The sequence below is a fragment of the Acinetobacter sp. CIP A162 genome (genome assembly GCF_000367905.1).
GTDB lineage: Bacteria > Pseudomonadota > Gammaproteobacteria > Pseudomonadales > Moraxellaceae > Acinetobacter > Acinetobacter lwoffii.
Genome location: NZ_KB849159.1, coordinates 1,502,170 through 1,527,969, shown reverse-complemented (window position 1 = coordinate 1,527,969; position 25,800 = coordinate 1,502,170). Strand labels below are relative to the sequence as shown.

The following is a 25,800-nucleotide window of genomic DNA, read 5'->3' as shown; positions in this document are numbered from 1 at the left end:
GTTAATGGGTAAGTGTCTGTGTCAATGCATCCAGATTAGCCTGAAGCAGACTATTGAGCAATCGCAAATGATCTTCACGGCTATTTAATGCCGGAATGTAACTATAGCTTTCACCGCCGAGTGCTTTAAAAGTCTCGGCATTTTCGATTGCCAGCTCTTCAAGCGTTTCCAGACAGTCCGCGGAAAATGCTGGACTCATTACTTGAATTGATTTCACCCCCTGCTTAGCCCAATCTTCAAGCAAAACATCGGTATAGGGCTTGATCCATTCCTGTTTGCCAAACCGCGACTGGAAGCTGATCGCATATTGATCTTCGCTTAAACCCAAGGCTTTAGCCAACAGCTTGCCAGTTATGCGGCAACGGTCGGCATAAGGATCGCCTTTATCAGCATAGGGCTGTGGAATACCGTGGAAAGACATCAACAATTTCTCTGGCCGACCATGAATTGCCTGATAGTCCCGTACACTTTGAGCCAGCGACTGGATAAATAAAGGATGTTGATAATAATCCCGGATCACTGTCAAACCGGGTAAATTGCGCTGTTTAACCACCCATTTCGCCACAGCATCGTATAGAGGTGCGGTCGAAGTGGCTGAATATTGGGGAAACAGGGGAAATAGAATCACGTGTTCCTGTGGCTGCGCGGAGACCTGTGCCAAGACATCCTGAATATTCGGATTGCCATAGGTCATAGCAGGTATCACATTCAGTTCAAACTGCGGATAAAGCTGGGTTAAATGGGTCTTAACTGCTGCGACCTGCTCAAACAGAATTTCACGCATCGGCGAATCCTGTCCCCATACTTGCGCATAGGCCTGTGATACCCGCTTTGGACGGAAAGGCAAAATGAATAAGCGCAGAATGATTTGCCAAATCGGTTTGGGAATTTCAATCACACGCTGATCAGATAAAAACTGCTTGAGGAAACGGCGTACCGCTGGAATCGTAGGCTCATCTGGTGTGCCCAAGTTTGCCAATATAATCGTCACTTTCGCTTTAGCAGGAGAATACATTCAGTTCGTCCGTCAGGATATCAACCCCTGTACTTTAACAGCTTTTTATTTATTCTCTCTATGGATTAATACGCTGACTTATATTGAAAAGTGCGATCTAAATCCAGCAAGCTGCTGTCCAGCAACTTTTGCGCTTTTGGCGTGATCTGCCACAGCATGCGCTGTCGGTCATCACGACCGGATGGCACAATCCAGTCATTCTGGCGCATTTGAATTTTTAAACTATGCAAGGCACGAATATTCATCTGGGCACGCGCAACTGCATGCGCACGCGGCATCTGCACCCGTGCATCCTGCAAACCGGTTTCATTCAGATATTCATTCATGCGCTTTGAGAAAAACTCTTCAGGTGTGGGATTGACAAAGGTTGAACCCAGCAATGCCAATAATTGTGCCCAAGTGAGTTTTTTCTGAACTTTGATTTCTTTAAAATTACCATCCTGATAAGCATGCATCCGGTATTCAAAAGAAAAAACTTCATGCATCGCCACTTTGGGCAAGCTCAGGAATGGATCAACTTCTGCAGTTCCGCCATCACGTTCCAATTGCGCGACTTTAGCTTTCAGCTGGTCAATCTCGTCATGCAGCGCCTGGGTATTTTGCGGACGCACCCAGCCGGTCACCGGATAGCGCTCCAGCATTTGTGGCATGTTAAAACGTACCGCCATTTCCAGATCGCGCAGACTACGGTAAGTAAAGACCTGATCGACTTCCTGCTGTAACAGTTGACGGAATTCCTTAAATTTTTCCTGTAATTCCGGTTTGGCATCATGCAATGCACTTTCACGTGATGCCGGATCATCATGCATAAACACAATAATCGGTTTTTGCTTGGTCACTGCATAAATATATTCGAGATGCATATAGCCAACACCCGATACCGACTGCTCTCCATACTGGCTTCCCAGCAGAATCACGACATAATCACAGTCATCAATCTGGCGGCGTGCAAATGCAGTATTCAGCGGTGTACGCTGTTCCAGTCCCCACGAGAAAAACCCCATTCCTACCAGTGTTTGAGACAGAATGATACGCTCCGGTTGCATTTCTGCCCCAGAGGTTGAGATGAACACTTGGTACCGTTTATCCAGCATGGGCTATCCTCTTCTCCTGTACATTTGGGTAAAAAATGCATCATCACATGCTTCTTTACCCAATATGGCCACCCCACAATCAAAATATCTTTCTTCTTAAATTATAAAAATGAGTTTTAAACTGCACTCATATTACTGACCTGCCATTTTAAATCGGCCGGAATCAGGTGCTGCAAAATCGGTCGGAGCTGTTCAGCATTCTGCCCACTCACCACCAATTCAATTTTCACGCTTTCTTTAGACTCATGCTCAAATAATAACCCATTTTTAATTAAAATTTGGGCCGTTTGTCTTGCAACCGCGAATCCTGAGTCAATTAATGTCAGCTTTTGACCAAAAATATACTGAATTGACGATTTTAGGAAGGGGTAATGTGTACATCCTAATACTAAATAATCAGCGCCCTGATCTACAACTGGTTGTAAAATCTCTTTTAATGTCTGCAAACAGGCTGCACTCATCTGCTCTCCAGCCTCAACAAAAGGCACCAGATCCAGACTGGTCACAGGCAGGACTTTGACTTGAGCCGGTTCGGCAAAACGGGAAATGACATCTTTAATCAGCTGGCCGCGGAAGGTTGCAGGCGTGGCCAATACCGCCACAGTTTTCGACTGGGTATTCAGGACGGCCGGTTTAAGTGCGGGTACTAAACCGATAATCGGAAAGTTTTCACCATAATAGTCACGCAAATAATCCAGACTAAAAGCGGAAGCGGTATTACAAGCCACCACCGCAACTTTACAACCTTGACGATAAAGCCATTCAATCGCCTGAGCCGTCAAGGCACGAATTTCCTGATCATCTCTCGGGCCATAAGGCACATGCGCAGTATCCGCATAATAGACAAAGCGTTCATTAGGCAAATGGCGGGCAATTTCCAGGGCGACTGACAAGCCGCCTACGCCTGAGTCAAAAATGCCAATAGGCGCATCTGCCGTGGCATTGGGCATCGGGTCTAATAACTGGGAAATTGGTTGAATAGCGCTCATAACGTTGCAGGTAGCTTGTTTGAAATTTCTAGCGATCAAGCTTAAACCTCAGGTGCTCAAATGCAAGTCTAAATCACCACTTTTCAAACTTAAAACGGTTTCGCCTGCCGGATTTTCATCAAGCTCTCCCATCTCGACCAGATGTAAAAATGCCGCACGCTGAATCAGGGCATTAATCCCAAAACGCACATGCACATAAGGCCGCAACTCACCTTTGTATTCACGCATAAAGATTGGATGTTCAGCATCGACAATAATCAGGTCTTGCGTGGTTGTGCCCAGTTGCAGATAAGTCACTCCATTGATCTCAACCTGATCGACCTGATTGACAAATAAAGGTTCATCTTCAACTTCGATTTCAATCATTTCTACTGGTGTTTTTAGATAGAATTTATCGTTTTCTTTCCAGAGCACCGTTGCAAACAGGTCAATCATCGGCTGACGCTTGATCAATTGACCTTCGTGCCACCATTCGCCGTTGGCTAAAACCTTGAGATCCATTGTGCCACAATGCTTTGGCTGCCATTGCTCCAAAGGGGGTATTGACCTTTTGTGACTGCCCTGTGCATCTTTTAAGTATTGTGCGATATCCATTAAATTTTTATCATCGGGATAAGTTACTTTTTTCGTCGGATTTGTGCTGGGTACTGGCTTATCCATAAAAGAAGACCTTAATGACGGAAAAATAATATGTTTCAGCCAATTGGCTAAAACCGGCTTTAAAACTATACTAGCCCAGATTATCAAAGACACTAGCATTTTTGTGTCTAGGAACCAAGAACACTTATGGCAGCACCCAATCATATGATTATGGTTGCCACCGAATAGTAATATGAGGAGTCCTACATGGAACACATCGAACGTGAATCGATGGAGTTTGACGTCGTCATCGTAGGCGCAGGCCCTGCGGGTCTTTCTGCTGCGATCAAAATCCGTCAACTTGCAATTGAAAACAACTTAAACGATTTGTCCGTTTGTGTCGTAGAAAAAGGCTCCGAAGTCGGTGCACATATTCTGTCTGGTGCTGTGCTTGAACCACGTGCCATGAACGAGCTGTTCCCCGACTGGAAAGAACAGGGTGCCCCGCTGAATGTCCCGGTGACTGAAGATAAAACCTTCTTCCTGCTTTCAGATGAAAAATCACAGGAAGCACCGCACTGGATGGTGCCTAAAACCATGCATAACGATGGCAACTATGTCATTTCACTGGGCAATGTGGTGCGCTGGTTAGGCCAGAAAGCGGAAGAACTGGAAGTGTCGATCTTTCCGGGCTTTGCCGCGTCTGAAATTCTGTATCATGCCGATGGTACAGTCAAAGGCATCCAAACCGGTGATATGGGTATTGGTAAAGATGGCGAACCAACGCATAACTTTACCCCGGGTTATGAACTGCATGCCAAATACACAATTTTCGCTGAAGGCTGTCGTGGTCACTTAGGTAAACGTCTGATCCAGAAGTTCAACCTGGACAAGGACGCTGATCCGCAACACTACGGTATCGGCATTAAAGAGCTTTGGGAAATCGATCCTGCCAAGCATAAACCGGGTCTGGTGATGCACGGTGCCGGCTGGCCACTAAATGAAACTGGTTCTTCAGGTGGCTGGTGGTTATACCATGCTGAGAATAACCAGGTGACTCTGGGCATGATCGTAGATCTGTCTTACACCAACCCGCATATGTATCCCTTCATGGAAATGCAGCGCTGGAAAACCCATCCATTGATCAAGCAGTATCTGGAAGGTGGTAAGCGTATTTCTTATGGTGCGCGTGCTGTGACCAAAGGTGGTTTTAACTCATTACCAAAATTCACCTTCCCGGGTGGTTCTTTGATTGGTGATGATGCCGGCTTCCTGAACTTTGCCAAGATCAAGGGTTCACATACTGCGATGAAATCCGGCATGCTCTGCGGTGAAGCGGTGTTTGAAGCGATTGCTGCTGGTGTAGAAAAAGGCGGTGATCTGGCGGTGGCGCGTGTAGTGGAAGGCGAAGATTTCTTTGTCAAAGAACTGACTGCTTATACCGACAAGTTTAACAACAGCTGGCTGAAAGAAGAGCTGTATAACTCGCGTAACTTTGGCCCGGCAATGCACAAGTTCGGTCAATGGATCGGGGGTGCCTTTAACTTTATCGACCAGAACGTGTTTAAAGTGCCATTTACCCTGCACGATCTGGTTCAAGACCATGCTGCACTAAAAACCCAGGCAGCTGAAAGCTTCAAGCCAAACTATCCAAAACCGGATGGCAAGCTGACCTTTGACCGTCTGTCTTCAGTGTTTGTATCGAATACCGTGCATGAAGAAAACCAGCCAGCGCATCTGAAACTCACCGATGCTTCAATTCCGGTGGAAGTGAACCTGCCGAAATGGGATGAGCCTGCACAGCGTTACTGCCCGGCAGGTGTTTATGAAATCATGGAAAATAATGACGGTTCGAAACGCTTCCAGATCAATGCAGCCAACTGTGTGCACTGCAAGACCTGTGACATTAAGGACCCTTCCCAGAACATCACCTGGGTGACACCGGAAGGTGGCGGTGGTCCGAACTATCCAAATATGTAATCTCTCATATGAGATAAAAATAAACCCGCTTTAAAGCGGGTTTATTTTTTACAATGTCTTTCATACGAAGACCTAAATTTTAAAGCTACTAAGTGTCTAGTAGGTCCAACTGATACATATGTATCTTCAATATTATTAAATAAAGTCGCAAAAAGTGCTCCTTTAAAAGTCTCTTTTTGATCAAAAAAATAATACTTCGATGCTATATGATCAACTCTCTCTAAAATCATCGAACGTTTGATTGAAGATTTATCACTTACAAATTCTTTAGCATGAAAATCTAAAAAATCCATTCCATCTTTATAAAAAATCTTAGCATTGTCTCTATCATCTAAAATATCAGCCACTACAGAGCAATATAAATATTCAATTCCTTGTAGAGCTTTCCATTCATTTTCAGAGGGCAAAAAAATCATTAAATCTATATCTCTAAAAATACGATTTTCTATATTATCTAAATCTCGAATATTCTCAGATACTGCATAAACTTCTTCAGCTCGGGCAGTAACATTAACAAGTAAAAGGAAAAATATTCCTATTAAGTATTTTAATTTTTCCATTATTAATAATTTTCAACTTTTCAAAATTATAGCATTTACCATACTTTATTTTTTTAATTAAACTAAGATGCATAACTTTAAAGTTATGCATTTTTTTCATTTATTAGCCTTTCTTCACTAAATAATGAAATTCTTTATTACCATTTTCATCCAGACGTTCTTCCTGCAATAGCAACTCATGCCCCAAATGCATACAGAATTTTGGAATATCCCACGACGTTGAATTATCCGTGGCAAACACCTCAACCACATCACCTGCCTTAGATTTACGGATCGCCTGATGCAACATCATCACTGGCTCAGGACAACGTAAACCTCGGGTATTCAATTGCAGACTTGGAATAATTTCAGTTGGGGACATCGATAGACTCAGGATGGAAAGACCGCCATATTTTAGCATAAAGCTGCGATTACATTGCTGCTTTGCATACGTGGCCAGTTCCAAAATTAGGCCTGACTCGTATGATCAAGACTCTGCATCATATTTACAATAGACAAGCGTATTTTCTGCGGTATGATAAAACCACGTTTTTTTAGATATTAAGAGTCTTCAGGAAAAATCATGCACGAGGAATCAGGCCCGTCGTGGGGTATGCGCGGCTTACGCAAATGGCTGGGAACTGCACCCGAAACTCGCGACGAACTGCTAAAATTAGTACAAGATTCACGTCGATTTTTAGAACCCGATACTGTTGCCATGCTTGAGGGCGTTCTTGACCTCCCGGCAACCAAAATTCGTGAAGTCATGACGCCTCGCACGTCCATGATCAGCTTACAGGAAGATGACCAACTGCTGGATATCCTGCATGTGCTGGTCGAATCTGCGCATTCACGTTTTCCGGTATTTTCTTCCGATCAGACCGATAATGTAGTCGGCATTCTGTTGGCAAAGGATTTATTGCCTTTTCTAACTGAACCGACGGCCAAAGTCGATATTCGCGCGCTTATGCGTCAGCCTTTGTTTGTTCCAGAAAGCGCCCGCTCCGATCAGGTTTTGCGCATGTTGAAGAATACCCAGACGCATATTGCGGTGGTGATTGATGAATACGGTACGACTTCGGGTCTGGTGACGCTGGAAGATATTCTGGAAGAAATTGTCGGTGAAATTGAAGATGAACATGACAATGCTGATGAAGAAGCATACTACATTGTTCCGGACAATGATCCGACTACGGCCAATACCTGGGTGGTACAAGCGCTGACCCCAATTGAGTATTTCAATAATATGCTGGATGCGACTTTCCCTGATGATGAAGTGGAAACCATGGGTGGCTTGTTATTACAGGAAATTGGTCTGGTAAGTGATCTTGAAGGTCAGACCATTGAACTGGAAAACTGGCAATTTACCATTCTTGAGGCAGATTCACGCTCGATTCACCTAATTCGAGCCGTGCGCCAATGAGAGCGTATTTTGATAAGCTGTTGAGTTCTAATCAACAGCAAAAACCGTTGCCGCTGATCTATCCTGTTTTAATTGCCTTATTCGCAGGTGCCATCTTTAGTTTGGCACTAGCCCCCTATCATTACTGGTGGCTGGCCATTCTGTCTCCAGCACTGCTCTATGCCTGCCTGCGCGGACGTACAGCAAAACAGGCTTTTGGCATTGGCTGGGCTTATGGGATCGGCTTGTGGTTTGTCGGCGCATTCTGGCTCTATACCTCGATTCATGTCTATGGCGATACCAGTGCATTTCTCAGCGTTGTAATGATCCTGATTATGGCACTGGTGATGGGTCTGTTTAGTGCCGTTCAAACGTTTGTCTATCGCCGCTTTTTCCCGGAAACTCCTTTAACCTTTGCCCCGCTGTGGGTGCTGTTTGAATGGTCCAAGACCTGGGTCTTTACCGGATTCCCATGGCTATTCGCCGGCTATGCCTTTACCGAACGCTACCTAGATGCTTATGCGCCCTTATTCGGGGTGTTTGGCGTATCTTTCGTGGTGATCATTCTGGCCTGTGCGCTGGTTGAAATTCTAAATAGACGCCTGTTCTGGGCCATTCCTTCGGCAGTTTTATTACTCGGTGCCTGGGGCGCAGCACAGCTGACGTTTGTTGAGCAAAAAAATCAAAAGCCTTTAACGGTTTCCCTGATTCAGGGCAATATTCCGCAAGACTTGAAATGGCTAACTGAATATCAGGTGAAGACCTTATTGATTTATGCCAATTTGAGTAGAACCGAATGGGGCCGTGATCTGATCGTCTGGCCGGAATCTTCGATTCCCATGTTCCAGACTGATATTGAAGCCTTTCTGGAGGCCATGAAAGTACAAGCTGAAAAATCAGGCACTGCATGGGTGACCGGCATTCCATATTGGGATTTAGCAGAATCACAGGCTGCAGGCTATCCAAAATATTACAATAGCATTATGGCCAGCGGAAATGAATCTGATGGGCTATACAAGAAGCAACGACTGGTTCCCTTTGGTGAATATATCCCCTTATCAGGCTGGCTGAGCTGGGTCTTGCCAGGTCTGCAAAATGATCCTTCCATGAGTGGTTTTACCCGGGGCGCAGATCATCAAAAACCATTGAATGTGAAAAATCATCCATTGGGTTCTGCAATTTGTTATGAAGTGGCCTACCCGAATTTGACCCGTCGCAATGCCAGCCAAAGTGATTTTCTGGTGACCGTGTCTAATGATGCCTGGTTTACCGGCACGGCAGGACCATTACAGCATCTGCAAATGGTGCAAATGCGTGCTAAAGAAAATGGCCGCTGGTTTATTCGCGCCACCAATACCGGTGTAACCGCCTTTATTGACCACAATGGCCACATCGTGAAAAAAGCCCCGGTGGATCAGGAAGCGGTATTACGTGGTGAACTTCCAGCCATGCAGGGCGAAACGCTGTATATGAAACTCAGTGATTGGCCAGTGATGATCTTCTCAGTTCTGCTTTTGCTTATTGGATGGCGCTTCCGTCCACGTAAAGTGGATGTCAGCTTTAAGTCAAGAAGATAATTTCTTCAAGTCCCTCTTTTACAAAGAGGGATTTAGGGGATTCCTGAATATAGCACCTTATCAATCCCTCCTAAGCTCCCTTTATGAAAGCGAAGAACACTCAAGGCAATAAAAAACCGAGGTCACAGCCTCGGTTTTTTATCTCTTTAAAACTTAAAACTGTATAGCCAGATAACACACCATACTGGCAAGAGACAACATCGGCACATGACGATACAGGTTAACCAATGTCTGCTCAAATGCTGAACCTTGTTCGGCTTGAATGCGGATTACACTCGCATTTAATGCTGACCAGAAACACAGGGCTAATAAACTGCTCATCAAACTGATAGCAAAGAAAGCCACCATAATCTGGCTGCTGCCTTCGGTGCTTTGCCATAAATGGACGATTCCCTGACTGATCGGCAGCATGCTTAAAACCAGAAGAACAGATTTCAGCATCGACCAATGAAATTGATTGATTTCATCTCCTAAGATTAATGCTTTCATGTGCTTCTCCGTTGGCGAGTCAAGTACCATTCAGATCATTATGAGCTTTTTTAAATAAATAGAAAGTGTATGTTTATTCATATTTTACGAGAATTGTAATAGATAAATATGGGAATAATTCTTATTATAACTCGCATATCGTTTTTATTATTTCATTATTATAAATATCAATAACTTACATTATATTTAATAATTAATAGTTATTATCACTTCACTTCGTATTGAAATAGCCTATTAAGTGAAGTGATATATGCCATCTATCGAGAATTTATAATGATTCTCAATTAAGGCTGATAATAAATATCGGCATCTGTTCCTTCACCACCCGATTGACCATCTGCACCAAATGAATACAGATCGAAGCTGCGACCATCGGTGCCCGGAATCACATATTGCAGTTCATTATCCCAGCTGTCTTTTGGAAAACCGCCTTTGACATAACCGCCCGGCACCCAGTTTTTTGCAGTCGCTGGCTGATTCACCAGTGCATCCAGACCACCTTCCTGCATACTTGGATACTTGCCATTGTCCAGCTTGTATTGATCCAGTGAACCTGCAATGCTCTGCAACTTGATCACGGTGGTATCTACTTTGGCCTTTTCACCGCGTCCCATCACGTTCGGAACGATCAGCGCAGCAAGCACACCGAGAATAACAATCACCACCATGACTTCGATTAAGGTAAAGCCCGTCTGTTTATTTAATTGATTCCTTTTCATTCAATCTCTCTCATTTATTTGCATCATTCAGAATTTCCACTTGAATCTTGATCACAGCAAAATTCTAACTGGCTTCTGTTTAAATCATATTATTCATATTCACAATTGGCAGCATCACTGCAATCACAATCACCAAAACAATACTGGCCATCAATACCAGCATTAAAGGTTCCAGCAAGGCCAGTAAAGTTGAAATCAGGGTGGTCACTTCGCGATCCTGCATCTGTGAAGCACGTTCCAACATGCGGTCCAGTTCACCAGACGCTTCACCACTTTTGATCATTTGTACCATCATCGGCGGGAAATAACCACTGCGTTCCAGTTGGGTCGCCAGGTTGCCACCTTCAGTGACTTTTTCCGCTGCCAGATTGACAGCATCACGGATCACCCAGTTGTTACTGACTGCAGCACCAATGCGCAGTGCATCGACCAGCGGCACGCCAGACTGGGTCAAAATGGATAAGGTACTGGCAAAACGTGCGGCATTAATCCCGCGTGACAATTTGCCGAATAAAGGTAATTTTAAGGTCAGACGGTCAAAGGCATAATGCCCGGCGGTGGTTCTTAAAAACCGGACCAACAGGAAAATCCCCAAAGCACCACCAATCAATAAAAATGGCCAAGCAATGCGGATAAAATCACTGGCTTTCATCAAGGCCACGGTAATCCACGGTAAGGCGTCTTTACTCTGATCAAAAGTCTTGACGATATCCGGCACCACATAGGTCATCAGCCCCATCACGATCGCAAAGGACATCAGCATCAGGATAATCGGATAGACCATTGCACCCTGAATTTTTTTCTGCATGGCAAACCGGTTTTCGGTATAGTCAGCCAACTGATCCAGAATCAGGTCCAGATGTCCGGAACGCTCACCGGCCGCAATCGTAGCAATATACAGTTCAGGAAAACGTCCGGATTGCTGCAAACCCTGCGCCAGACTATGCCCTTCTAGTACCTTGGAGCGAACCGACATCAGCAGGTTTTGTACATGCACTTTTTCGCTTTGCTTGCCGACGGCGCGGATGGCTTCTTCCAGCGGAATCGCGGCAGCGACCAGCACAGATAGCTGCCGGGTCATGAGGGCCAGATCGTAGGCGGTGATGCTTTTTTCAAACCATTTTCGACGATGCTGCTGGTCTTTTTTTTCGACAGGATCAACAGAGACCGGAATAAGTGCTTTATCCCGTAATTGTTGCCGGATCTGACGTGCAGAATCCCCCTCCAGCACGCCTTTTTGCTGCTTTCCTGAAGCATCAAGCGCAATAAACTGATATGCAGGCATTGTAATGCTCTAATTTTCCAAAATTTTGCTTAACGCTGTTGCGTCAGACCACCGAAATCATTCATATTCTTTGATATAAATTATCTGCTCACTCTAACATAATCGAACTTTAAGCACGACGAAATTTCTTCAGGATCTCCACCCCAAGATATGCAAAATTCTCACACCGATTCCAGTCTACTTTATCGCGTACGCGTTGCTGTACCTGTACATGTATTTGATTGTTTTGATTACACAATGAGTGCAGAACAATTTGAACAGGCGCAGATTGGCGCACGTGTACTGGTATCGTTTGGTCGGCAGAATCTGGTCGGGGTGATTATCGAAAAACTGCCTGCAGACACTCCTCTCGACCCACGCTTTAAGCTTAAGGCAGTAACCGAACTGCTCGATGAACGCGCCATTATAGATGCCAAAGTTTTAAGTTTGTTGACATGGTCAGCGCAGTATTACCAGTTTCCGATCGGTGAAGTCGTCCACAGTGCCCTGCCGACTCTGTTGCGTCAGGGTAAGCCTTATAACCTGCTGGCCCGTACCTGGAAATTCCTGGACCCTGATGCCGAGGCCAAAGTACGCCGTTCGGACAAGCAGCAGGAAGCTTACCGGATTTTAAAACTGCATCCGGTCGGGACCACTGAAAATGTGCTGAACATGGCCGGGATTGAAACCGCGACCTTAAAAGCGCTGGAGAAAAAAGAGATTTGCGCCTGTGTGCTGGAGCCACAAGATTTCAATCCGCAGCCGATGCAGCTGGCACAAATGCCGCTTACTGCCAATCCTGAACAAAAACATGCAGTCGAACAGGTATTAAAATATCGCAATCAATATCAAGCTTTTTTACTGGATGGTCTGACCGGCAGCGGTAAAACTGAAGTGTATTTGCAGATCATGGAACAGGTACTGAAACAGGGCAAACAGGTGCTGGTGCTGGTGCCGGAAATCGGCCTGACGCCGCAAACCATCAGCCGTTTTCAGTCCCGTTTTCATTGCCATATTGCGTTGCTGCATTCCGGGCTGAATGATTCCAAACGGCTACAAGCCTGGCAGTCGGCAGAAACCGGCAAAGCCTCAATCGTACTCGGTACACGTTCTGCCATTTATACCCCGATGCCGAATCTGGGCCTGATCATTCTGGATGAAGAACATGACCTGTCCTTTAAACAGCAGGAAGGCTTCCGCTATCATGCCCGCGATGTCGCCCTGTACCGCGGCCATTTACAGCAATGTCCGGTAATCTTAGGGTCAGCCACACCAAGCATTGACAGTTATGCGCTGGTGCAACATGGCAAGATGCAGGCACTGGAGCTGAACCAGCGTGCCGGCACGGCCTTGATGCCCAAAATCCATATTCTGGATTTAAAAGTTGCGCAAAAAAAGCATGGGATTAGCCTGCAATTGATTCAGGACATCAAAAAGCGCCTGGAGAAAAAAGAACAGGTGCTGATTTTTTTAAACCGCCGTGGCTATGCCCCCGTCCTGCTGTGTGGCAGCTGTGGCTGGCAGGCGAAATGTCCGCACTGTGATGCCAACTTCACTGTACACCGCCAGCCTTATCAGCATCTACATTGCCATCACTGCGGTACTATTCACCGTATGCCGGAACACTGCCCACAATGTCAGCATCAGGAACTGATTACACTGGGTATGGGCACCGGCAAAGTCGAAGAGCATCTGAATGAGCTCTTTCCGGATTTTGAGGTGATTCGGGTCGATCGCGATTCCACCAGTCGGGTCGGCAGCTGGCAAAAAATCTATGACAAGATTCAGAAAAGCGAACCTGCCATTTTGCTTGGCACCCAGATGCTGGCCAAAGGCCATCATTTTCCTTATGTGACGCTGGTGGCGATTCTGGATATCGATTCCGGTCTGCTCAGTGTGGATTTCCGTGCTACTGAACGGACTGCACAACTGATTGTGCAGGTGGCAGGCCGCGCAGGCCGTGGTGAACATAAGGGTGATGTTTACCTACAGACCCTCAGACCTGATCATGCCCTGCTGAATACCCTGGTCAATGAAAATTATCGCGTATTTGCCCAGCAAACCTTAAAAGAACGGCAGATGGCCAGAATGCCGCCCTATCGTTATGCCATCCTGATTCGCTGTGAATCCAAGGATCAGTCACAAAATACCGAATTCTTACAGAAACATGCAGCACTCCTCAGGCAATATCCTGATCTGGAGCTGGACATCTGGGGACCGATTCCTGCGCCAATGGAACGCAAGGCGGGGCGCTATCAGTCGCATATGGTGCTATTGTCAGCGGATCGTCCACGTTTGCATTACTATGTGCGTAGCTGGTGGCAAAACATGCTGCAGGACAAACCTTCTAGCATGAAGCTCACGCTGGACATCGACCCTCAGGAACTGAGCTAAAAGATATTGCGCCTGAGGATCGATCTGGAATACGAAACTGCAAGTCTGGATCAAGAATAAATTTAGGGCAGGAAAATGTCGATACTGTTACAAATAACACTGGTTCTGGTCATTGCACTGTTGATAGTGCCACTGAGTAAAAGGCTCAGATTGCCAAGTGTGCTGGGCTATCTGTTAACAGGGATCATCTTAAGTCCAAGCCTTTTGCACCTGATTCAGACACCCGAAGTCATGAGTAGTTTCATGCAAGTCAGCCTGATGGCACTGATGTTCTGGATCGGCCTGCAACTCAGACCACAACGCATTGTGCAGATTAATCCCTCCCTGTGGATGATGGCTGCTTTACAGGTACTAATCAGCACCCTGATTTTCACGCTCATGGCCTGGGTTTTCCTTCAGCAAAGCCTACTCGCCAGCATTGTAATTGGACTCGCCGGCAGTTTGTCCGCCCTGACTTTGGTGATTCAACATCTCAATCATCAGGAACAGTTCGCCACCAGCTATGGTCAGCAAGCCTATTCGATTCTGCTGATTCATGCTCTGTTGGCCATTCTGGTGATTGCAGCCATTCCCTTATTTGCCGGGATTCGCTCGACCGAACATGGCGTGGCCTACTTTGCTGCCCTCATCGCGACGTTGAGCGGTCTGTTCCTGTGTAATCGCTACCTGATGCAACCGCTGTATCGCTGGATTGCCAAAAGTGGCAGTCATGAACTGCATGCGATTGTCGCGATTGCGGTGACCTTGGGGTTGCTGGTGTTAATGAATACCCTTGGACTGAATCTATTTCTCGGCGCCTTGTTTGCCGGCATTTTACTGGCAGATTCAGATTTCCGGCCTGCGGTAGAAAGTACGATTCGACCTTTTCAGGGCGTGTTGATCGGCTTGGCCTTTATCAGTCTGGGCATGTCACTGCACTTAGCTGATCTGCTGGATTTCCCCGGAATGATTCTGGGCGGCACTTTCGCTTTGATCTTGGTCAAGTTTGCAATCAGTCTGGCATTGGCACGTTATCATCAAAATAGCTGGCGCAATAGTACCCTGCTGGCAGCCAGTCTGGCGCAAGGCGGCGAATTTGCCTTACTGGCACTGGTGATTGCAGTATCCGACCAGATTATTACGGCCAATCTACTGTCCCCCTTGCTTTGGATGGTGAGTTTTTCCTTGCTGCTGACCCCCGCATTTTATTGGTTATTGCATAGCCAGATCTTACCGCGTCTGGATCGCCACAATCATCTGGCGGCAACCTTTGAAACCGATTCCAATCCTCAAGCCCATACACCAATCCTGCTGATTGGCTTTGGCCGCTTCGGACAGATTATTGCCCGGATTTTACTGCAGCAGCAACACGCTTTTAGTGTCATGGACAGCAATTTGCCAGCCACTGAACTTCTGGCGCAGTACGACATCCCTTTCTATCAGGCAGATGCAACAGAACCGGAAGCCTTGATACAGACCGGCATTGCTACAGCGCAACAGGTGATTGTGGCGATTGATGATATTGAAGACTCGATGCTGATCGTGCGGCATCTGCGGCTGAATTATCCTGAAACCTGTTTATGGATACGTGCCCGTGACCGGCATCATGTGCATTTATTGCAGGATTTGGGCGTGAAACACATCTGGCGTGAAACTTATCTTTCAGCTTTGGAACTCAGTCAGGCCTTACTAAACCAGCTCAATCCTGACCTCGAAAATAGCCAGCAACAGATTCAAAACTTCCGCGAACAGGATGAAAAACTGCTCAACAGCCAATATCATCTGGATCCGGATGAACATCCAAATTATGAAAATCAGCGGAGCAGTTTAGCCGAACTGGAGCATCTGTTTGCCCAGGATCAACGCCATAAAGCGCAAAAACAAGCTACACAGCAGCAACAGGATACAAACGGCGCAGGAATTGATACGTTAAGAGATGAACTGTCATAACTTGTGTTTTACAATAATGACACCATTAAAGCAGGGTTATGGAGAATTTTATGTCTGATTTACGCCAACGCTTTTTTATTGAAGATAGCCCTGTTCGTGGTGAAGTGGTGCATCTTGAAGAAGCTTTACAAACCATTTTAGCGCAACGTGACTATGCCCCTGCAGTTAAAATCCTGCTAGGTGAAATGCTCAGTGCCACTGCACTGCTGGCCAGCACATTGAAGATTAAAGGACGTATCAGCCTGCAAATTCAGGCATCAGGCACATTTAAATGGGCTATGGCTGAATGTAACCATTTGGGTGAAGTTCGCGCTTTGGCTGACTATGAAGAAGATCCGCACTTTCTGGTCGGTGAAGACAGCAGTACCGTGTTGAAGTCACTCACCTCTCCGGTTCTGTTCATCAATATCGAACCAGAATTTGGCGAGCGTTATCAGGGGATTGTACCCCTTGATAAAGAAAATTTGGCGGGCTGTCTGATGCAGTATTATGACCTGTCTGCACAGATTCCAACGCGCATTGTGCTGGCGAGCGACCATCAGCGTGCAGGTGGTTTACTGATTCAGCTGTTACCACGTAATAGTGAAGAAGAACAACGCCGGGTAGATGAAGACCTATGGCCACGTCTGACCATGCTCACAGAGACCCTAAAAACTGAAGAGTTAGTCGGTTTGCAAGCCACTGATATTCTGTATCGTTTATATAATGAAGAAGAAGTGCGTCTGCCAGATACGGAAGTGTTGAAGTTCGGTTGTACCTGCTCTAAAGAGCGTTGTGCAGTCGCTTTACAGCAAATCGGCGTAGAGTCGATCCGTGAAACGCTGGAATTCCAGAATCCGATCGAGATGGACTGCCAGTTCTGTAATAGCCAATATACCTTTACGGCTGAAGAAGCCTTGGGTCTATTTGGTAAACACCTGAGCTAAGTACTTAGAATCCTTAAGTTTAAAAGCATTCCTAGGAATGCTTTTTTTATATTTTAAAACCTATGGGACTGAGTTCAACAGAGCGTATTCCCCTACATTAGAAAACCCGTCTACTCCCTGAATCAAACTCTCCTGTGAATCCAATCTAAGAATCCCTGTTGAATTATAAGATTATTCACATTAACAAAACCTAAATATTCATCATTTTCAAAAAATTATGAGAAAGACTTCACAGTTCATCCTATTGATTTAATTATGCTTTTAAAATAAATTAGAGCAATAATTCTAAAATGAATACATCATCAATTTAACAGGTATGTTATGAGAAAATTATTGAATACTCTAGTAATGGGGATGAGTTTAGCAGCAGTTTCTAGCTTGGCCTTTGCCTATGAAGATCCGTTATTGGGTAAATGGAAAACCATCGATGATCAATCGGGTTATTCTCGTGCGGATGTGGAAATTCGCAAGAAAGCAGATGGCAGTTATGAAGGGGTGATTGTCGAAACACGCAGCCTGCCTGGCGCAGAAAAAATGGGGATCTGTCATAAATGTCCAGGTCAGCTCAAGAACAAGCCTTTTCTAGGCCTGCCGTTTATCTGGGATTTTAAGGCAGATCCGAAAAAGCCGCGGGAATACCATGATGGCAAAGTGCTTGATCCGATCAGTGGCAAAGTTTACAAAGGTAAAGCACGCTTAAGTGCCAATGGCAAACGTCTTACCTTGCGTGGTTATGTCGGGGTATCGGTAATTGGCCGCAGTGTAACCTGGGTAAAATATTAATTTCAGAAATATTTTCAAAGCCCCTGTATCAGGGGCTTTTTTCTTTGTCATGATTTGAAACAATAAGGTACAAATAAAAACTGTTTTGGGGCAGGCAAAGTCATAATAATGGATTGAAGACGGTTATTTTTTATCCATTTATGATGATCAATCTTCAGCCTCGTTCAATTTTGCCCTTTGGTCTGCTTTACAGACTTCATATGGCACCCTCTATTCAACACAGGAAAGTGATTGAATACGCTTTGTCGATAACACATAAAATTATAAAAACCATTTCAGCTTTAACCTTCTTTGCCTCGCATGCTGCTGATAAAGATCCGGTCAGACCGACTGATTCATCAACTACCAGCGCATCCCGACTCTTGACTCATGATCATTTGAGTCATCACTCTGAGTCTGCATGTCCAAGGATTGGAAAGCGTTCTATTTTAGCACCTTCCCTTTCTCCGGATTTTGCACACTTGGCTGTTTAAGGAGTAGACCCATGACTACGATTCAGTACCAAGAAAGTTTTTCCCAAGGTTATACCCCCTCAGAAATTATAGACGATCGTTCATTTGACTTGATCCACTTTGCAGAAGCGTGTGGACAAAGCCCGGAATGGGTCATGCAGTTAATTGAACATGGAATTTTACCAAATCGTTCTACAACCCCGACCAGCACTTTCCTCGGTGAAGATATCTCGCGTGCACAACGCGCCTATCGCCTGCAACGCGATTTTGATGCCTCATTTAGCGCCGTTGCCATGATGCTGGACCTCATTGATGAAGTGCAGGAGTTACGTCGCGAGGTCAAACATTTGCACTTCAAGTAAATCCTTTTCATGTTCTGTCGATCTGCATTTTCAAGTGCAGATCAGAACATATTTATATTTAATTTTATGATTAGAGTATAAGAATCCCTATGAAAACCAAAGATTGCAATAAGAAAATCAAATACATGTTTCCCGAATACCGCGACTTGATTGTGCAACTTCGCGAGGAAAATCCCTATTTTGCCAAGTTATTCGAGGAACATAATGAGCTGGACAAAGAAATCAGCCAGCTTGAACTTGATCCAGTCAATCATATCAACAATGATATTGAGGCGATCAAGCGTAAAAAACTGAAATTAAAAGATGAAATCTATAAAATACTGACTCGAACAGCTCAAGTTGAGTGATCAGCAGAACAGAGTGTTGATTTCTACAGAGCTAATCTAAAATTGAAGTCCACTGATCTACGTGTGCTTGAAAAATAGGACAACTTTTATAAATATCGATTGATAAAGGTAGCTCTATTTTAATTTGGTCAGCTTTTCAACTTCTTTCATGGTCTCTTTCACTGATTGCTTAATCGGCTCATAGTCCAGGAACCAGAACAGATTCACGTGTTGATTCTTATGCTGTTGTGCCAGTAGATCAATCACACTGCGCTCCCCTCGGCCGACCAGATGTCTGCGATAGAAATAATACACCAGCAATACCGTGCTAATGAACATGATCATTAACATACTCCAGAACCCGACAGGAGATTTCGCCCCCGGAATAAATTCAAAGTTCATCCCGTAAATCCCGGTCAATAAGGTCAGCGGTGCAAAAATAGCGGTAATTATCGCCAAGATGCGCATATTTTCATTGGTCTGATTAGCAATGGCTGAAAAATGCAGGTCGATAGCCGCCTGAATCGAGGCACGCAAACGAACAGTGTGTTTTTGGATGCGCTCTACATGGCTGACCAGGTCATTCATTCGGACCAGCATAATATCCTGCCGTTCCGACTTCTTCTTGCCTTTCAAGTGTGGATAATTATCGATAATTTCATCTCGCAGTTCTTGCAAGGTATCAATTTGCTCTTCACAGAGATTTTCCACTTGTTGAAAAGATATGCTTTCTTGCAATAACTGGTTCCATTTAGTAAAGCGGCGATGCCCCTGTAATAACTCCTGTTGCCAGAATTCAACCCGTCGGGTTAAAGGCACACGTAAATCCAAATAACCATCCACCATGCTATTCAGCAAACGTAACGATAAATCCAGCGGGGTCATCGGGAGTTTTCGTGACTTATTTTGTTCCTGAGTGGAACGGATCACATGGGTTTCAATACGGGAAATATAATTTTTTATTGCTTTATTGCCTTGCTCACGTACTGTAATCAGCACTTGAGGAGTCATGATAAAACTAATCGGAGTAGTCGCCAGACCAAATACTTTTTCATGCTGTTCCAGCGCCTGCTCACCGCTCTCGATGTCATCATCCGGGGTAATCAGCTTGCGAAAAATAAGCAACTCATAGTCATCCATGCTATCAAATACACAAGGATGTTCTAAATTAAGAATATCGTTTACATGCAATTCGTTTAGGTATAAATGGGTCTGCTGTTCTATTTCTTTTTGCCAAGTCTCAGCCCGATTAACCACATCTGCCCGGGTATAGTCGATCCAGATAAATTCAGGTTCGGCTTGAGCAATAGGCTCTTTTTGTACAAAAATATGATGTTCGGTCGGATGTTGGTAAAAATAATAAACCTGCATTAAGACAATTCTCTATTCACAATTCTGCTTTTTGTTGTTGCAGGATAGAGCTAGGCCTTCCCCATCTATCCGTCTTAAAATTATGAGCCGAGCCGAAGACTTAAGCAATCCAATCAGTCTTTATTTGCGTAGCAGAATCTTATTGAAGGCATAAAAAAAGCCCTGAGCCAGCCAAAGTAAACACTTTGACCAATCTCAGGGCTTTTTTGTTGTTATTCACATGAGTTTTCCCATGTGAATATTTTAAGAATTAAACTTGTTCGATGTCTTTCATCGTCAATTTGATACGGCCACGGTTATCAACATCCGCAACCTGTACTTTCACTTCTTGACCTTCTTTCAATACATCTGCCACGTTCGCAATACGTTCGTTTGAGATTTGAGAGATGTGAAGCAAGCCATCAGTACCTGGCAGGATATTTACGAACGCACCGAATTCAACGATACGAATCACTTTACCTGTATAAATTGTACCTGGCTCGATTTCAGCAGTAAGTGCCTGGATCTTGGCAACTGCAGCTTGCGCAGCCGCTTTAGTTTCACCAAATACGCGAACTGTACCGTTATCTTCGATATCGATCGCTGCTTTAGTTTCTTCAGTAATTGCACGAATGGTCGCGCCGCCTTTACCGATCACATCACGGATTTTATCCGGGTTAATGTTGATCACCTGGAATGTCGGTGCGTGCATCGAAATTTCAGGACGCGCACGTGAAATCACTTGGTTCATCTCATTCAAGATGTGCATACGACCCGCATAAGCCTGATTCAATGCAGATTCCATGATCTCTTCAGTGATACCTTCGATCTTGATGTCCATTTGTAGCGCAGTAATACCGTTTGCAGAACCAGCTACTTTAAAGTCCATGTCGCCCAAGTGATCTTCATCACCCAAGATGTCAGAAAGAACTGCGAAACGCTCGCCTTCTTTCACTAGACCCATCGCAATACCTGCAACTGGTGCTTTAAGTGGAACACCAGCATCCATCAATGATAATGAAGCACCACATACAGACGCCATTGAAGATGAACCGTTAGATTCAGTGATGTCAGATACGATACGGATCACGTATGGGAAGCGGTCAGCCGCAGGAAGTACAGCTTGAACACCACGACGTGCCAGACGACCGTGACCGATTTCACGACGCTTAGGACCAGATTCACGACCCGTTTCACCTACAGAGTATGCAGGGAAGTTGTAGTGCAACATGAAGTTGTCAGTTTTGGTACCTGCAAGAGTATCAACCATCAACGCATCACGTGTATTACCCAAAGTCGTTGTGACCAAGGCTTGAGTTTCACCACGTGTGAACAATGCAGAACCATGAGCACGATCTAGAACGCCTACTTGTACGTCGATTGCACGAACAGTTTTGGTATCACGACCATCAATACGTGGCTTACCAGACAGGATGTTGTCACGTACGGTACGGTATTTAAGGTCTTCGAACAGCTCATTTACTTCTTCTGCAATGCCAGTTTCGTCATTTTCAGGAACGAACTGTGCAACTGCTTCTGCATAAAGCGCGTCAAGTGCCGCATAACGGTCTTGTTTCACTGCAATCGTGTAAGCTTCAGAGATTTTCGCTTCGAAAGCTTCTTTCAATTTACCAAGAAGTTCTTCGTTTTTAACTGGAGCAACCCAAGTTGACTCAACCGCGCCTGCAGCTGCAGCAAATTCTTTGATCGCCTGGATCGCAATTTGCATTTCGTCATGACCGAACAATACAGCGCCCAGCATTTGGTCTTCTGAAAGCTCTTTCGCTTCAGATTCAACCATCAATACTGCAGATTCCGTACCCGCAACAACAAGATCAAGATCAGACTCTTTAAGTTGTTCAAGGTTTGGGTTCAGGATGTATTCACCGTTGATTAAACCAACGCGCGCGCCACCAATCGGACCACGGAAAGGTGTACCAGCGATAGACAATGCAGCTGAAGTACCTAACATTGCAGCAATGTCAGCATCCATGGTTTTGTCAGAAGAAATAACAGTAGCTGTAACTTGAATTTCGTTAAAGTAACCTTCTGGGAACAACGGACGAATTGGACGGTCAATCAGACGTGAAATCAAAGTTTCAGCTTCAGACTGACGGCCTTCACGCTTGCCATAACCACCCGGGATACGACCAGCAGCATATTGCTTTTCTTGATAGTTTACAGTCAATGGGAAGAAGTCTTGACCTGCTTTTGCTTTAGGCTGTGCCACAACAGCAACAAGTACTTGTACGCCGCCCATGGTGATCACAACAGTATTTGCCTGACGGGCAACACGACCTGTTTCCAGGATAACGTTGTGCTGACCGAATTGGAATTCTTTACGAATAATATTAAACATTGACATGTTTTATTTTTTCCTAGTTCTTGTGAACAATTATTCTAGTGGAGACCCCTAAGGTTTGGCATTCATGACCATATGGACGAGTAAATGACAAAGCTTAGAAGCCGACCTCACCAGATTAAATACTATTTTTAAACACAAAGAAGGAGCGAAACATTCGCCCCTTCCACTGGCTTAGCGCAAAGCTAAACCGACTTTAGTTTTCAGCAATAAAGCACAAAGCATGCAATACACCCGAAAATAAAGTTTAAATCGAATTAACGACGTAAACCTAAAGCACCGATCAATGCTACATAACGACCGTGGTCTTTACCGTTAAGGTAGTCAAGTAGTTTACGACGTTGGTTAACCATACGGATAAGACCGCGACGGCTATGGTGGTCGTGTTTGTGCTCTTTGAAATGACCTTGTAAATCATTGATTTGAGCAGTTAAAAGAGCTACTTGAACTTCTGGTGAACCAGTGTCGTTTTCAGCGCGAGCGAATTTAGCCATGATCTCTGCGCGATCTGCGTTAGTTAAAGCCATTCGATTTCTCCGAGATGCTTGTATATTTTGATAAAAATCAAAGTGATGAGAATTCAAAACCTTGACTGCCGTGCATCACTACAGCAAGTTGCATATTTTAAGGGAAAACGCATCAAATTGCAAAAATAGATCCAGATTTTTGCATGGTTTTGGTTGCTCATTGATACAGCTCAGATCCGATGACTCTTGTTCCTTAAAGATTTAGGTTTTGCATTATTTTAATGAAATAAATCCAGAATAAATTAAATATAGAAACTCCTTTGAAAAGCCCGCAAACCCTTTAGCTCGCTTGAATCTTCAGCTACTCCCCATAGAAAATGGATAAAAAAAAGCCCGAGTAAACTCGGGCTTTTTGGCGCTGTAGTTCTTTCTCTTATCATTATTATTTATTGTATTATTATGGCGTTTTACGCTTATTATTATTTTCAAACATCCTGTTGAAAAATCATCTTCCTTGTGTGGTAGATTTTGCCATATTCCCACCAGACAAATAGAGGTATTTGCCTCATTTTGCTGTAAGCCATTTCGTACATCACAGGGTGAAAATTTGCATAATGTTACATAGCTCTCGTTTTATTTAACGCTATTTACTTAAGTTTACTGGCTAGGGCTGAAAATTTTTGCTAAGAAATTAGGATAAAAATCCAGCAAGCTTCCTATAAAAAAATCAGGATATAAAAAAGCCTTGTAGTCTCTCCCAAAACTACAAGGCTTAGCGGCTGTAAGTTTCCTCTTTCACTTACTTCACTGTAAGTTCGCTGTCTACCGACATTATTATTATCATTATACGATTATGCTCAACTTTCCGTGTTGAGTTATTTTGTAGAACCAATCTTCTCAAAAACCGAGCAAAAGCTCTATGCGTCAATTTCCTGAATCCTTGTAAGCTTTTACCTACAAGATTTGATTATTTTTGCCAATTAAATTACTAGATTTTTCAATGATTTTTTGGCTCAAACCACTTTTCCGGGTGGTTCTGACACAAAGTGCTTGTGTAAAAGCATCATAATCTACCAATAAACTGACCACTTTTTTGGCTCGAGTAATTGCAGTATAAATCAACTCTTTGCTCAATAAATTTTTTGCATATTGATCCAGCACCACTGCGGTATGGGAAAATTCTGAACCTTGAGATTTGTGAATGGTCAGTGCAAAAGCAGTTTCAATACTTTTAGGTAAACGGGTGGCTAACACCCATTTTTCTAAACTCGGAAAATACACTTCAAACTGGTGCTGACCAGATTGCTCACGTAAAAAACAGATGCCAATATCACCATTGGACAGCCCCAACTGATAGTCGTTATAACTCATCATGACGGGGCGTCCGACATACCAGTCGCCCTGTTTCAACTGCCCTTGGGCTGCTAAAAAGCGTTGCTCAATCTGCAGGTTGATCTTGATCAGACCCAAATCACCAGAACGGATTGCTGTTAAAATCCGGTAATCATCAAAAGTTTTGACTACCTGTTGCACATACTGCTCAAAATCAGCTGAGTTTCGTTCTGTTTTTATGGCCTGTATATAAGCCTGATAACCATACATCAGCTGGTCATAATACTGATTCAAGTTATGCGCGGTCTGTTCGGCGCCAGCGAGCAGGTACTGCAGCTGCAAATGGTCGATCTCAACCTGATCCAAATCGATCGCCTGTAACTCACTGGCTGCTAGAATCTGTTGCTCAAATTTCTGCAAGACGTGAGAAGGCTCATGATTCTGCTGGATAAACTCCGCCATTGCGCCAATCTTGGCCCCAGTCGCAAAACGTCGTGTGGTGATTAAATTGACCCGATTATCGTCCAGAGTCGCTACTTGCTGTAAATCTGCCAGTACCGTTCCGACATCCACAGAGGCCAGCTGGTCTGCATCACCGAGTAAAATCAGCCGTGCATGAGACGGTACGGCGGCCAGCAACATCTGTGACAGATTCAAATCCAGCATTGAGGCTTCATCGACCACGATCACATCATAGGGCAAAGGCTGTTTGGCATGAAAGCGTGGCTGTCCGCGAGTGCCCAGACCCAATAAGCGATGCAGGGTCACCGGTTGTAACTGTTTTAATGCTTCTAGCTCAAACTGTTGTAGAGCTTCACTATGCAAGGCTTTTTGCAGTGCTTCTTTCATGCGCTGTGCGGCCTTTCCGGTAGGTGCTGCCATGGCAATCCGGATATTTGGCAAGGCTTCATGCAGGACCGCAATCATATGCGCCAAGGTATAGGTTTTACCGGTACCCGGACCGCCGCTAATAATATTCAGCGCCTGCCGCGCAACCATTTCCAGTGCCAATTTTTGCTGTGGATCTGACAATAAATTGCGATCACGTTCGGATAAATCAATAGCGGCAACCGGTTGGGCTTTAATCCGAGCAATATGTGAGGCTACTGCCTGTTCCAGTTGCCAATAGCGGTACAGATATAAATGCTGATCTGCACAAATAAATGGTGCAATTCCTGTACTTTGCTGACGGCGATCTAGAACCAGATTATGTAATAGGGCAACCTGCTGAGGATCAACTTCGATACAGCTATCCCCTGCCTGTATCGCCTCAAGCAGTTGCTGAATCAAGAATTTTGCTGCCGGATCAAATGTAGCCGTACTAAACGGCGGCTGACACAAATAGTCAATCCAGGCTATTAAACTGGAATCTTGCTGCGACACGTGATTCTGCTCATTTTCCACACAGTTATCCTCAAATTTATCCACAGGATAATTTTCTGTTTAATCTTTATATATTTTATAAAACTG

22 protein-coding genes are annotated in these 25,800 nt (G+C 44.6%); 9 read left to right on the top strand and 13 right to left on the bottom strand.

What is annotated here, in order from left to right:
* Position 1: 1 nt before the first annotated feature.
* The 4 genes from hemH to F995_RS13535 form a co-directional block, all read right to left on the bottom strand.
* A complete protein-coding gene (gene hemH, locus F995_RS13550; RefSeq protein WP_004278557.1) occupies positions 2-1,015 on the bottom strand; it encodes a ferrochelatase in 1,014 nt (337 codons plus the stop codon).
* 65 nt (positions 1,016-1,080) lie between these two features.
* Positions 1,081-2,109, bottom strand: a complete 1,029-nt coding sequence (locus F995_RS13545; protein WP_004278558.1) for a DUF4062 domain-containing protein — start codon at positions 2,107-2,109, stop codon at positions 1,081-1,083.
* Positions 2,110-2,225: 116 nt separating this feature from the next.
* Complete coding sequence (gene murI, locus F995_RS13540; RefSeq protein ID WP_004278559.1) at positions 2,226-3,098, bottom strand: glutamate racemase; 873 nt, start codon at positions 3,096-3,098, stop codon at positions 2,226-2,228.
* Between the two features lie 48 nt (positions 3,099-3,146).
* Positions 3,147-3,758, bottom strand: a complete 612-nt coding sequence (locus tag F995_RS13535) for a DUF1285 domain-containing protein (RefSeq protein ID WP_004278560.1) — start codon at positions 3,756-3,758, stop codon at positions 3,147-3,149.
* 186 nt (positions 3,759-3,944) lie between these two features.
* On the opposite strand from F995_RS13535, the gene F995_RS13530 reads away from it, so the two are divergent.
* A complete protein-coding gene (locus F995_RS13530; RefSeq protein ID WP_004278561.1) occupies positions 3,945-5,657 on the top strand; it encodes an electron transfer flavoprotein-ubiquinone oxidoreductase in 1,713 nt (570 codons plus the stop codon).
* Between the two features lie 41 nt (positions 5,658-5,698).
* Here F995_RS13530 and F995_RS13525 read toward each other — a convergent pair whose 3' ends face one another.
* Both F995_RS13525 and tusA read right to left on the bottom strand, forming a co-directional pair.
* Positions 5,699-6,217: a hypothetical protein gene (locus F995_RS13525; RefSeq protein ID WP_004278562.1), complete on the bottom strand. Its 519-nt coding sequence runs from the start codon at positions 6,215-6,217 to the stop codon at positions 5,699-5,701.
* Positions 6,218-6,320: 103 nt separating this feature from the next.
* Positions 6,321-6,578 carry a sulfurtransferase TusA gene (gene tusA / locus F995_RS13520; RefSeq protein WP_004278563.1) on the bottom strand — a complete coding sequence of 86 codons (258 nt, stop codon included), beginning with the start codon at positions 6,576-6,578 and terminating at the stop codon, positions 6,321-6,323.
* Positions 6,579-6,779: 201 nt separating this feature from the next.
* Here tusA and F995_RS13515 point away from each other — a divergent pair, with 201 nt between their 5' ends.
* Together F995_RS13515 and lnt are read left to right on the top strand one after the other, a co-directional pair.
* Positions 6,780-7,619, top strand: a complete 840-nt coding sequence (locus F995_RS13515) for an HlyC/CorC family transporter (protein WP_004278564.1) — start codon at positions 6,780-6,782, stop codon at positions 7,617-7,619.
* Positions 7,616-9,175, top strand: coding sequence for an apolipoprotein N-acyltransferase (gene lnt, locus F995_RS13510; RefSeq protein WP_004278565.1), 1,560 nt, complete (start codon positions 7,616-7,618; stop codon positions 9,173-9,175). The genes F995_RS13515 and lnt overlap by 4 nt, the downstream gene beginning before the upstream one ends.
* A 153-nt stretch (positions 9,176-9,328) precedes the next feature.
* On the opposite strand, the gene F995_RS13505 is transcribed toward lnt, so the two are convergent.
* The 3 genes from F995_RS13505 to gspF form a co-directional block, all read right to left on the bottom strand.
* Positions 9,329-9,664, bottom strand: a complete 336-nt coding sequence (locus F995_RS13505) for a hypothetical protein (protein WP_004278566.1) — start codon at positions 9,662-9,664, stop codon at positions 9,329-9,331.
* 284 nt (positions 9,665-9,948) lie between these two features.
* Complete coding sequence (gene gspG, locus F995_RS13500; protein ID WP_004278567.1) at positions 9,949-10,383, bottom strand: type II secretion system major pseudopilin GspG; 435 nt, start codon at positions 10,381-10,383, stop codon at positions 9,949-9,951.
* A gap of 79 nt (positions 10,384-10,462) precedes the next feature.
* The gene (gene gspF, locus F995_RS13495; RefSeq protein ID WP_004278568.1) at positions 10,463-11,668 is read right to left on the bottom strand and encodes a type II secretion system inner membrane protein GspF; all 1,206 of its coding nucleotides are present in this window, start codon (positions 11,666-11,668) and stop codon (positions 10,463-10,465) included.
* 150 nt (positions 11,669-11,818) lie between these two features.
* Between gspF and F995_RS13490 the strand changes: the two genes are divergently transcribed.
* The 6 genes from F995_RS13490 to F995_RS13465 all read left to right on the top strand — a co-directional run bounded on the left by F995_RS13490 (position 11,819) and on the right by F995_RS13465 (position 18,840).
* Positions 11,819-14,041, top strand: a complete 2,223-nt coding sequence (locus F995_RS13490) for a primosomal protein N' (RefSeq protein ID WP_004647346.1) — start codon at positions 11,819-11,821, stop codon at positions 14,039-14,041.
* Positions 14,042-14,116: 75 nt separating this feature from the next.
* The gene (locus F995_RS13485) at positions 14,117-15,970 is read left to right on the top strand and encodes a cation:proton antiporter domain-containing protein (RefSeq protein ID WP_004647345.1); all 1,854 of its coding nucleotides are present in this window, start codon (positions 14,117-14,119) and stop codon (positions 15,968-15,970) included.
* A 50-nt stretch (positions 15,971-16,020) separates the two neighbouring features.
* Positions 16,021-16,896: an Hsp33 family molecular chaperone HslO gene (locus F995_RS13480; protein ID WP_004647344.1), complete on the top strand. Its 876-nt coding sequence runs from the start codon at positions 16,021-16,023 to the stop codon at positions 16,894-16,896.
* A 321-nt stretch (positions 16,897-17,217) separates the two neighbouring features.
* Positions 17,218-17,679 (top strand): DUF2147 domain-containing protein, encoded by a 462-nt coding sequence (locus F995_RS13475; protein WP_004647343.1) that lies wholly within the window; start codon positions 17,218-17,220, stop codon positions 17,677-17,679.
* Between the two features lie 484 nt (positions 17,680-18,163).
* Positions 18,164-18,493: a chaperone modulator CbpM gene (locus F995_RS13470; protein ID WP_004647342.1), complete on the top strand. Its 330-nt coding sequence runs from the start codon at positions 18,164-18,166 to the stop codon at positions 18,491-18,493.
* An 89-nt stretch (positions 18,494-18,582) separates the two neighbouring features.
* Entirely contained in the window at positions 18,583-18,840 is a 258-nt protein-coding gene (locus tag F995_RS13465) for an HP1242/YdcH family protein (protein WP_004278574.1), read from the top strand.
* A gap of 114 nt (positions 18,841-18,954) precedes the next feature.
* Here the strand turns inward: F995_RS13465 and F995_RS13460 are convergent, their stop codons facing one another.
* The 4 genes from F995_RS13460 to recD all read right to left on the bottom strand — a co-directional run bounded on the left by F995_RS13460 (position 18,955) and on the right by recD (position 25,734).
* Positions 18,955-20,190 carry a magnesium transporter CorA family protein gene (locus F995_RS13460; RefSeq protein WP_004647341.1) on the bottom strand — a complete coding sequence of 412 codons (1,236 nt, stop codon included), beginning with the start codon at positions 20,188-20,190 and terminating at the stop codon, positions 18,955-18,957.
* Positions 20,191-20,440: 250 nt separating this feature from the next.
* Positions 20,441-22,528 (bottom strand): polyribonucleotide nucleotidyltransferase, encoded by a 2,088-nt coding sequence (gene pnp, locus F995_RS13455; protein WP_016806862.1) that lies wholly within the window; start codon positions 22,526-22,528, stop codon positions 20,441-20,443.
* 260 nt (positions 22,529-22,788) lie between these two features.
* Positions 22,789-23,058, bottom strand: a complete 270-nt coding sequence (rpsO, locus tag F995_RS13450; RefSeq protein WP_004278577.1) for a 30S ribosomal protein S15 — start codon at positions 23,056-23,058, stop codon at positions 22,789-22,791.
* Between the two features lie 894 nt (positions 23,059-23,952).
* Complete coding sequence (recD, locus tag F995_RS13445; RefSeq protein WP_004647339.1) at positions 23,953-25,734, bottom strand: exodeoxyribonuclease V subunit alpha; 1,782 nt, start codon at positions 25,732-25,734, stop codon at positions 23,953-23,955.
* Between the last annotated feature and the right edge of the window lie 66 nt (positions 25,735-25,800).

Coding starts and splice junctions, on each gene's coding strand:
- F995_RS13480 (WP_004647344.1), top strand. CDS start 16,021: ATGTCTGATTTACGCCAACGCTTTTTTATTGAAGATAGCCCTGTTCGT.
- F995_RS13545 (WP_004278558.1), bottom strand. CDS start 2,109: ATGCTGGATAAACGGTACCAAGTGTTCATCTCAACCTCTGGGGCAGAA.
- F995_RS13530 (WP_004278561.1), top strand. CDS start 3,945: ATGGAACACATCGAACGTGAATCGATGGAGTTTGACGTCGTCATCGTA.
- F995_RS13470 (WP_004647342.1), top strand. CDS start 18,164: ATGACTACGATTCAGTACCAAGAAAGTTTTTCCCAAGGTTATACCCCC.
- F995_RS13505 (WP_004278566.1), bottom strand. CDS start 9,664: ATGAAAGCATTAATCTTAGGAGATGAAATCAATCAATTTCATTGGTCG.
- F995_RS13490 (WP_004647346.1), top strand. CDS start 11,819: ATGCAAAATTCTCACACCGATTCCAGTCTACTTTATCGCGTACGCGTT.
- rpsO (WP_004278577.1), bottom strand. CDS start 23,058: ATGGCTTTAACTAACGCAGATCGCGCAGAGATCATGGCTAAATTCGCT.
- F995_RS13485 (WP_004647345.1), top strand. CDS start 14,117: ATGTCGATACTGTTACAAATAACACTGGTTCTGGTCATTGCACTGTTG.
- gspF (WP_004278568.1), bottom strand. CDS start 11,668: ATGCCTGCATATCAGTTTATTGCGCTTGATGCTTCAGGAAAGCAGCAA.
- F995_RS13525 (WP_004278562.1), bottom strand. CDS start 6,217: ATGGAAAAATTAAAATACTTAATAGGAATATTTTTCCTTTTACTTGTT.
- F995_RS13515 (WP_004278564.1), top strand. CDS start 6,780: ATGCACGAGGAATCAGGCCCGTCGTGGGGTATGCGCGGCTTACGCAAA.
- hemH (WP_004278557.1), bottom strand. CDS start 1,015: ATGTATTCTCCTGCTAAAGCGAAAGTGACGATTATATTGGCAAACTTG.
- pnp (WP_016806862.1), bottom strand. CDS start 22,528: ATGTTTAATATTATTCGTAAAGAATTCCAATTCGGTCAGCACAACGTT.
- F995_RS13535 (WP_004278560.1), bottom strand. CDS start 3,758: ATGGATAAGCCAGTACCCAGCACAAATCCGACGAAAAAAGTAACTTAT.
- F995_RS13475 (WP_004647343.1), top strand. CDS start 17,218: ATGAGAAAATTATTGAATACTCTAGTAATGGGGATGAGTTTAGCAGCA.
- murI (WP_004278559.1), bottom strand. CDS start 3,098: ATGAGCGCTATTCAACCAATTTCCCAGTTATTAGACCCGATGCCCAAT.
- F995_RS13465 (WP_004278574.1), top strand. CDS start 18,583: ATGAAAACCAAAGATTGCAATAAGAAAATCAAATACATGTTTCCCGAA.
- tusA (WP_004278563.1), bottom strand. CDS start 6,578: ATGTCCCCAACTGAAATTATTCCAAGTCTGCAATTGAATACCCGAGGT.
- lnt (WP_004278565.1), top strand. CDS start 7,616: ATGAGAGCGTATTTTGATAAGCTGTTGAGTTCTAATCAACAGCAAAAA.
- gspG (WP_004278567.1), bottom strand. CDS start 10,383: ATGAAAAGGAATCAATTAAATAAACAGACGGGCTTTACCTTAATCGAA.
- F995_RS13460 (WP_004647341.1), bottom strand. CDS start 20,190: ATGCAGGTTTATTATTTTTACCAACATCCGACCGAACATCATATTTTT.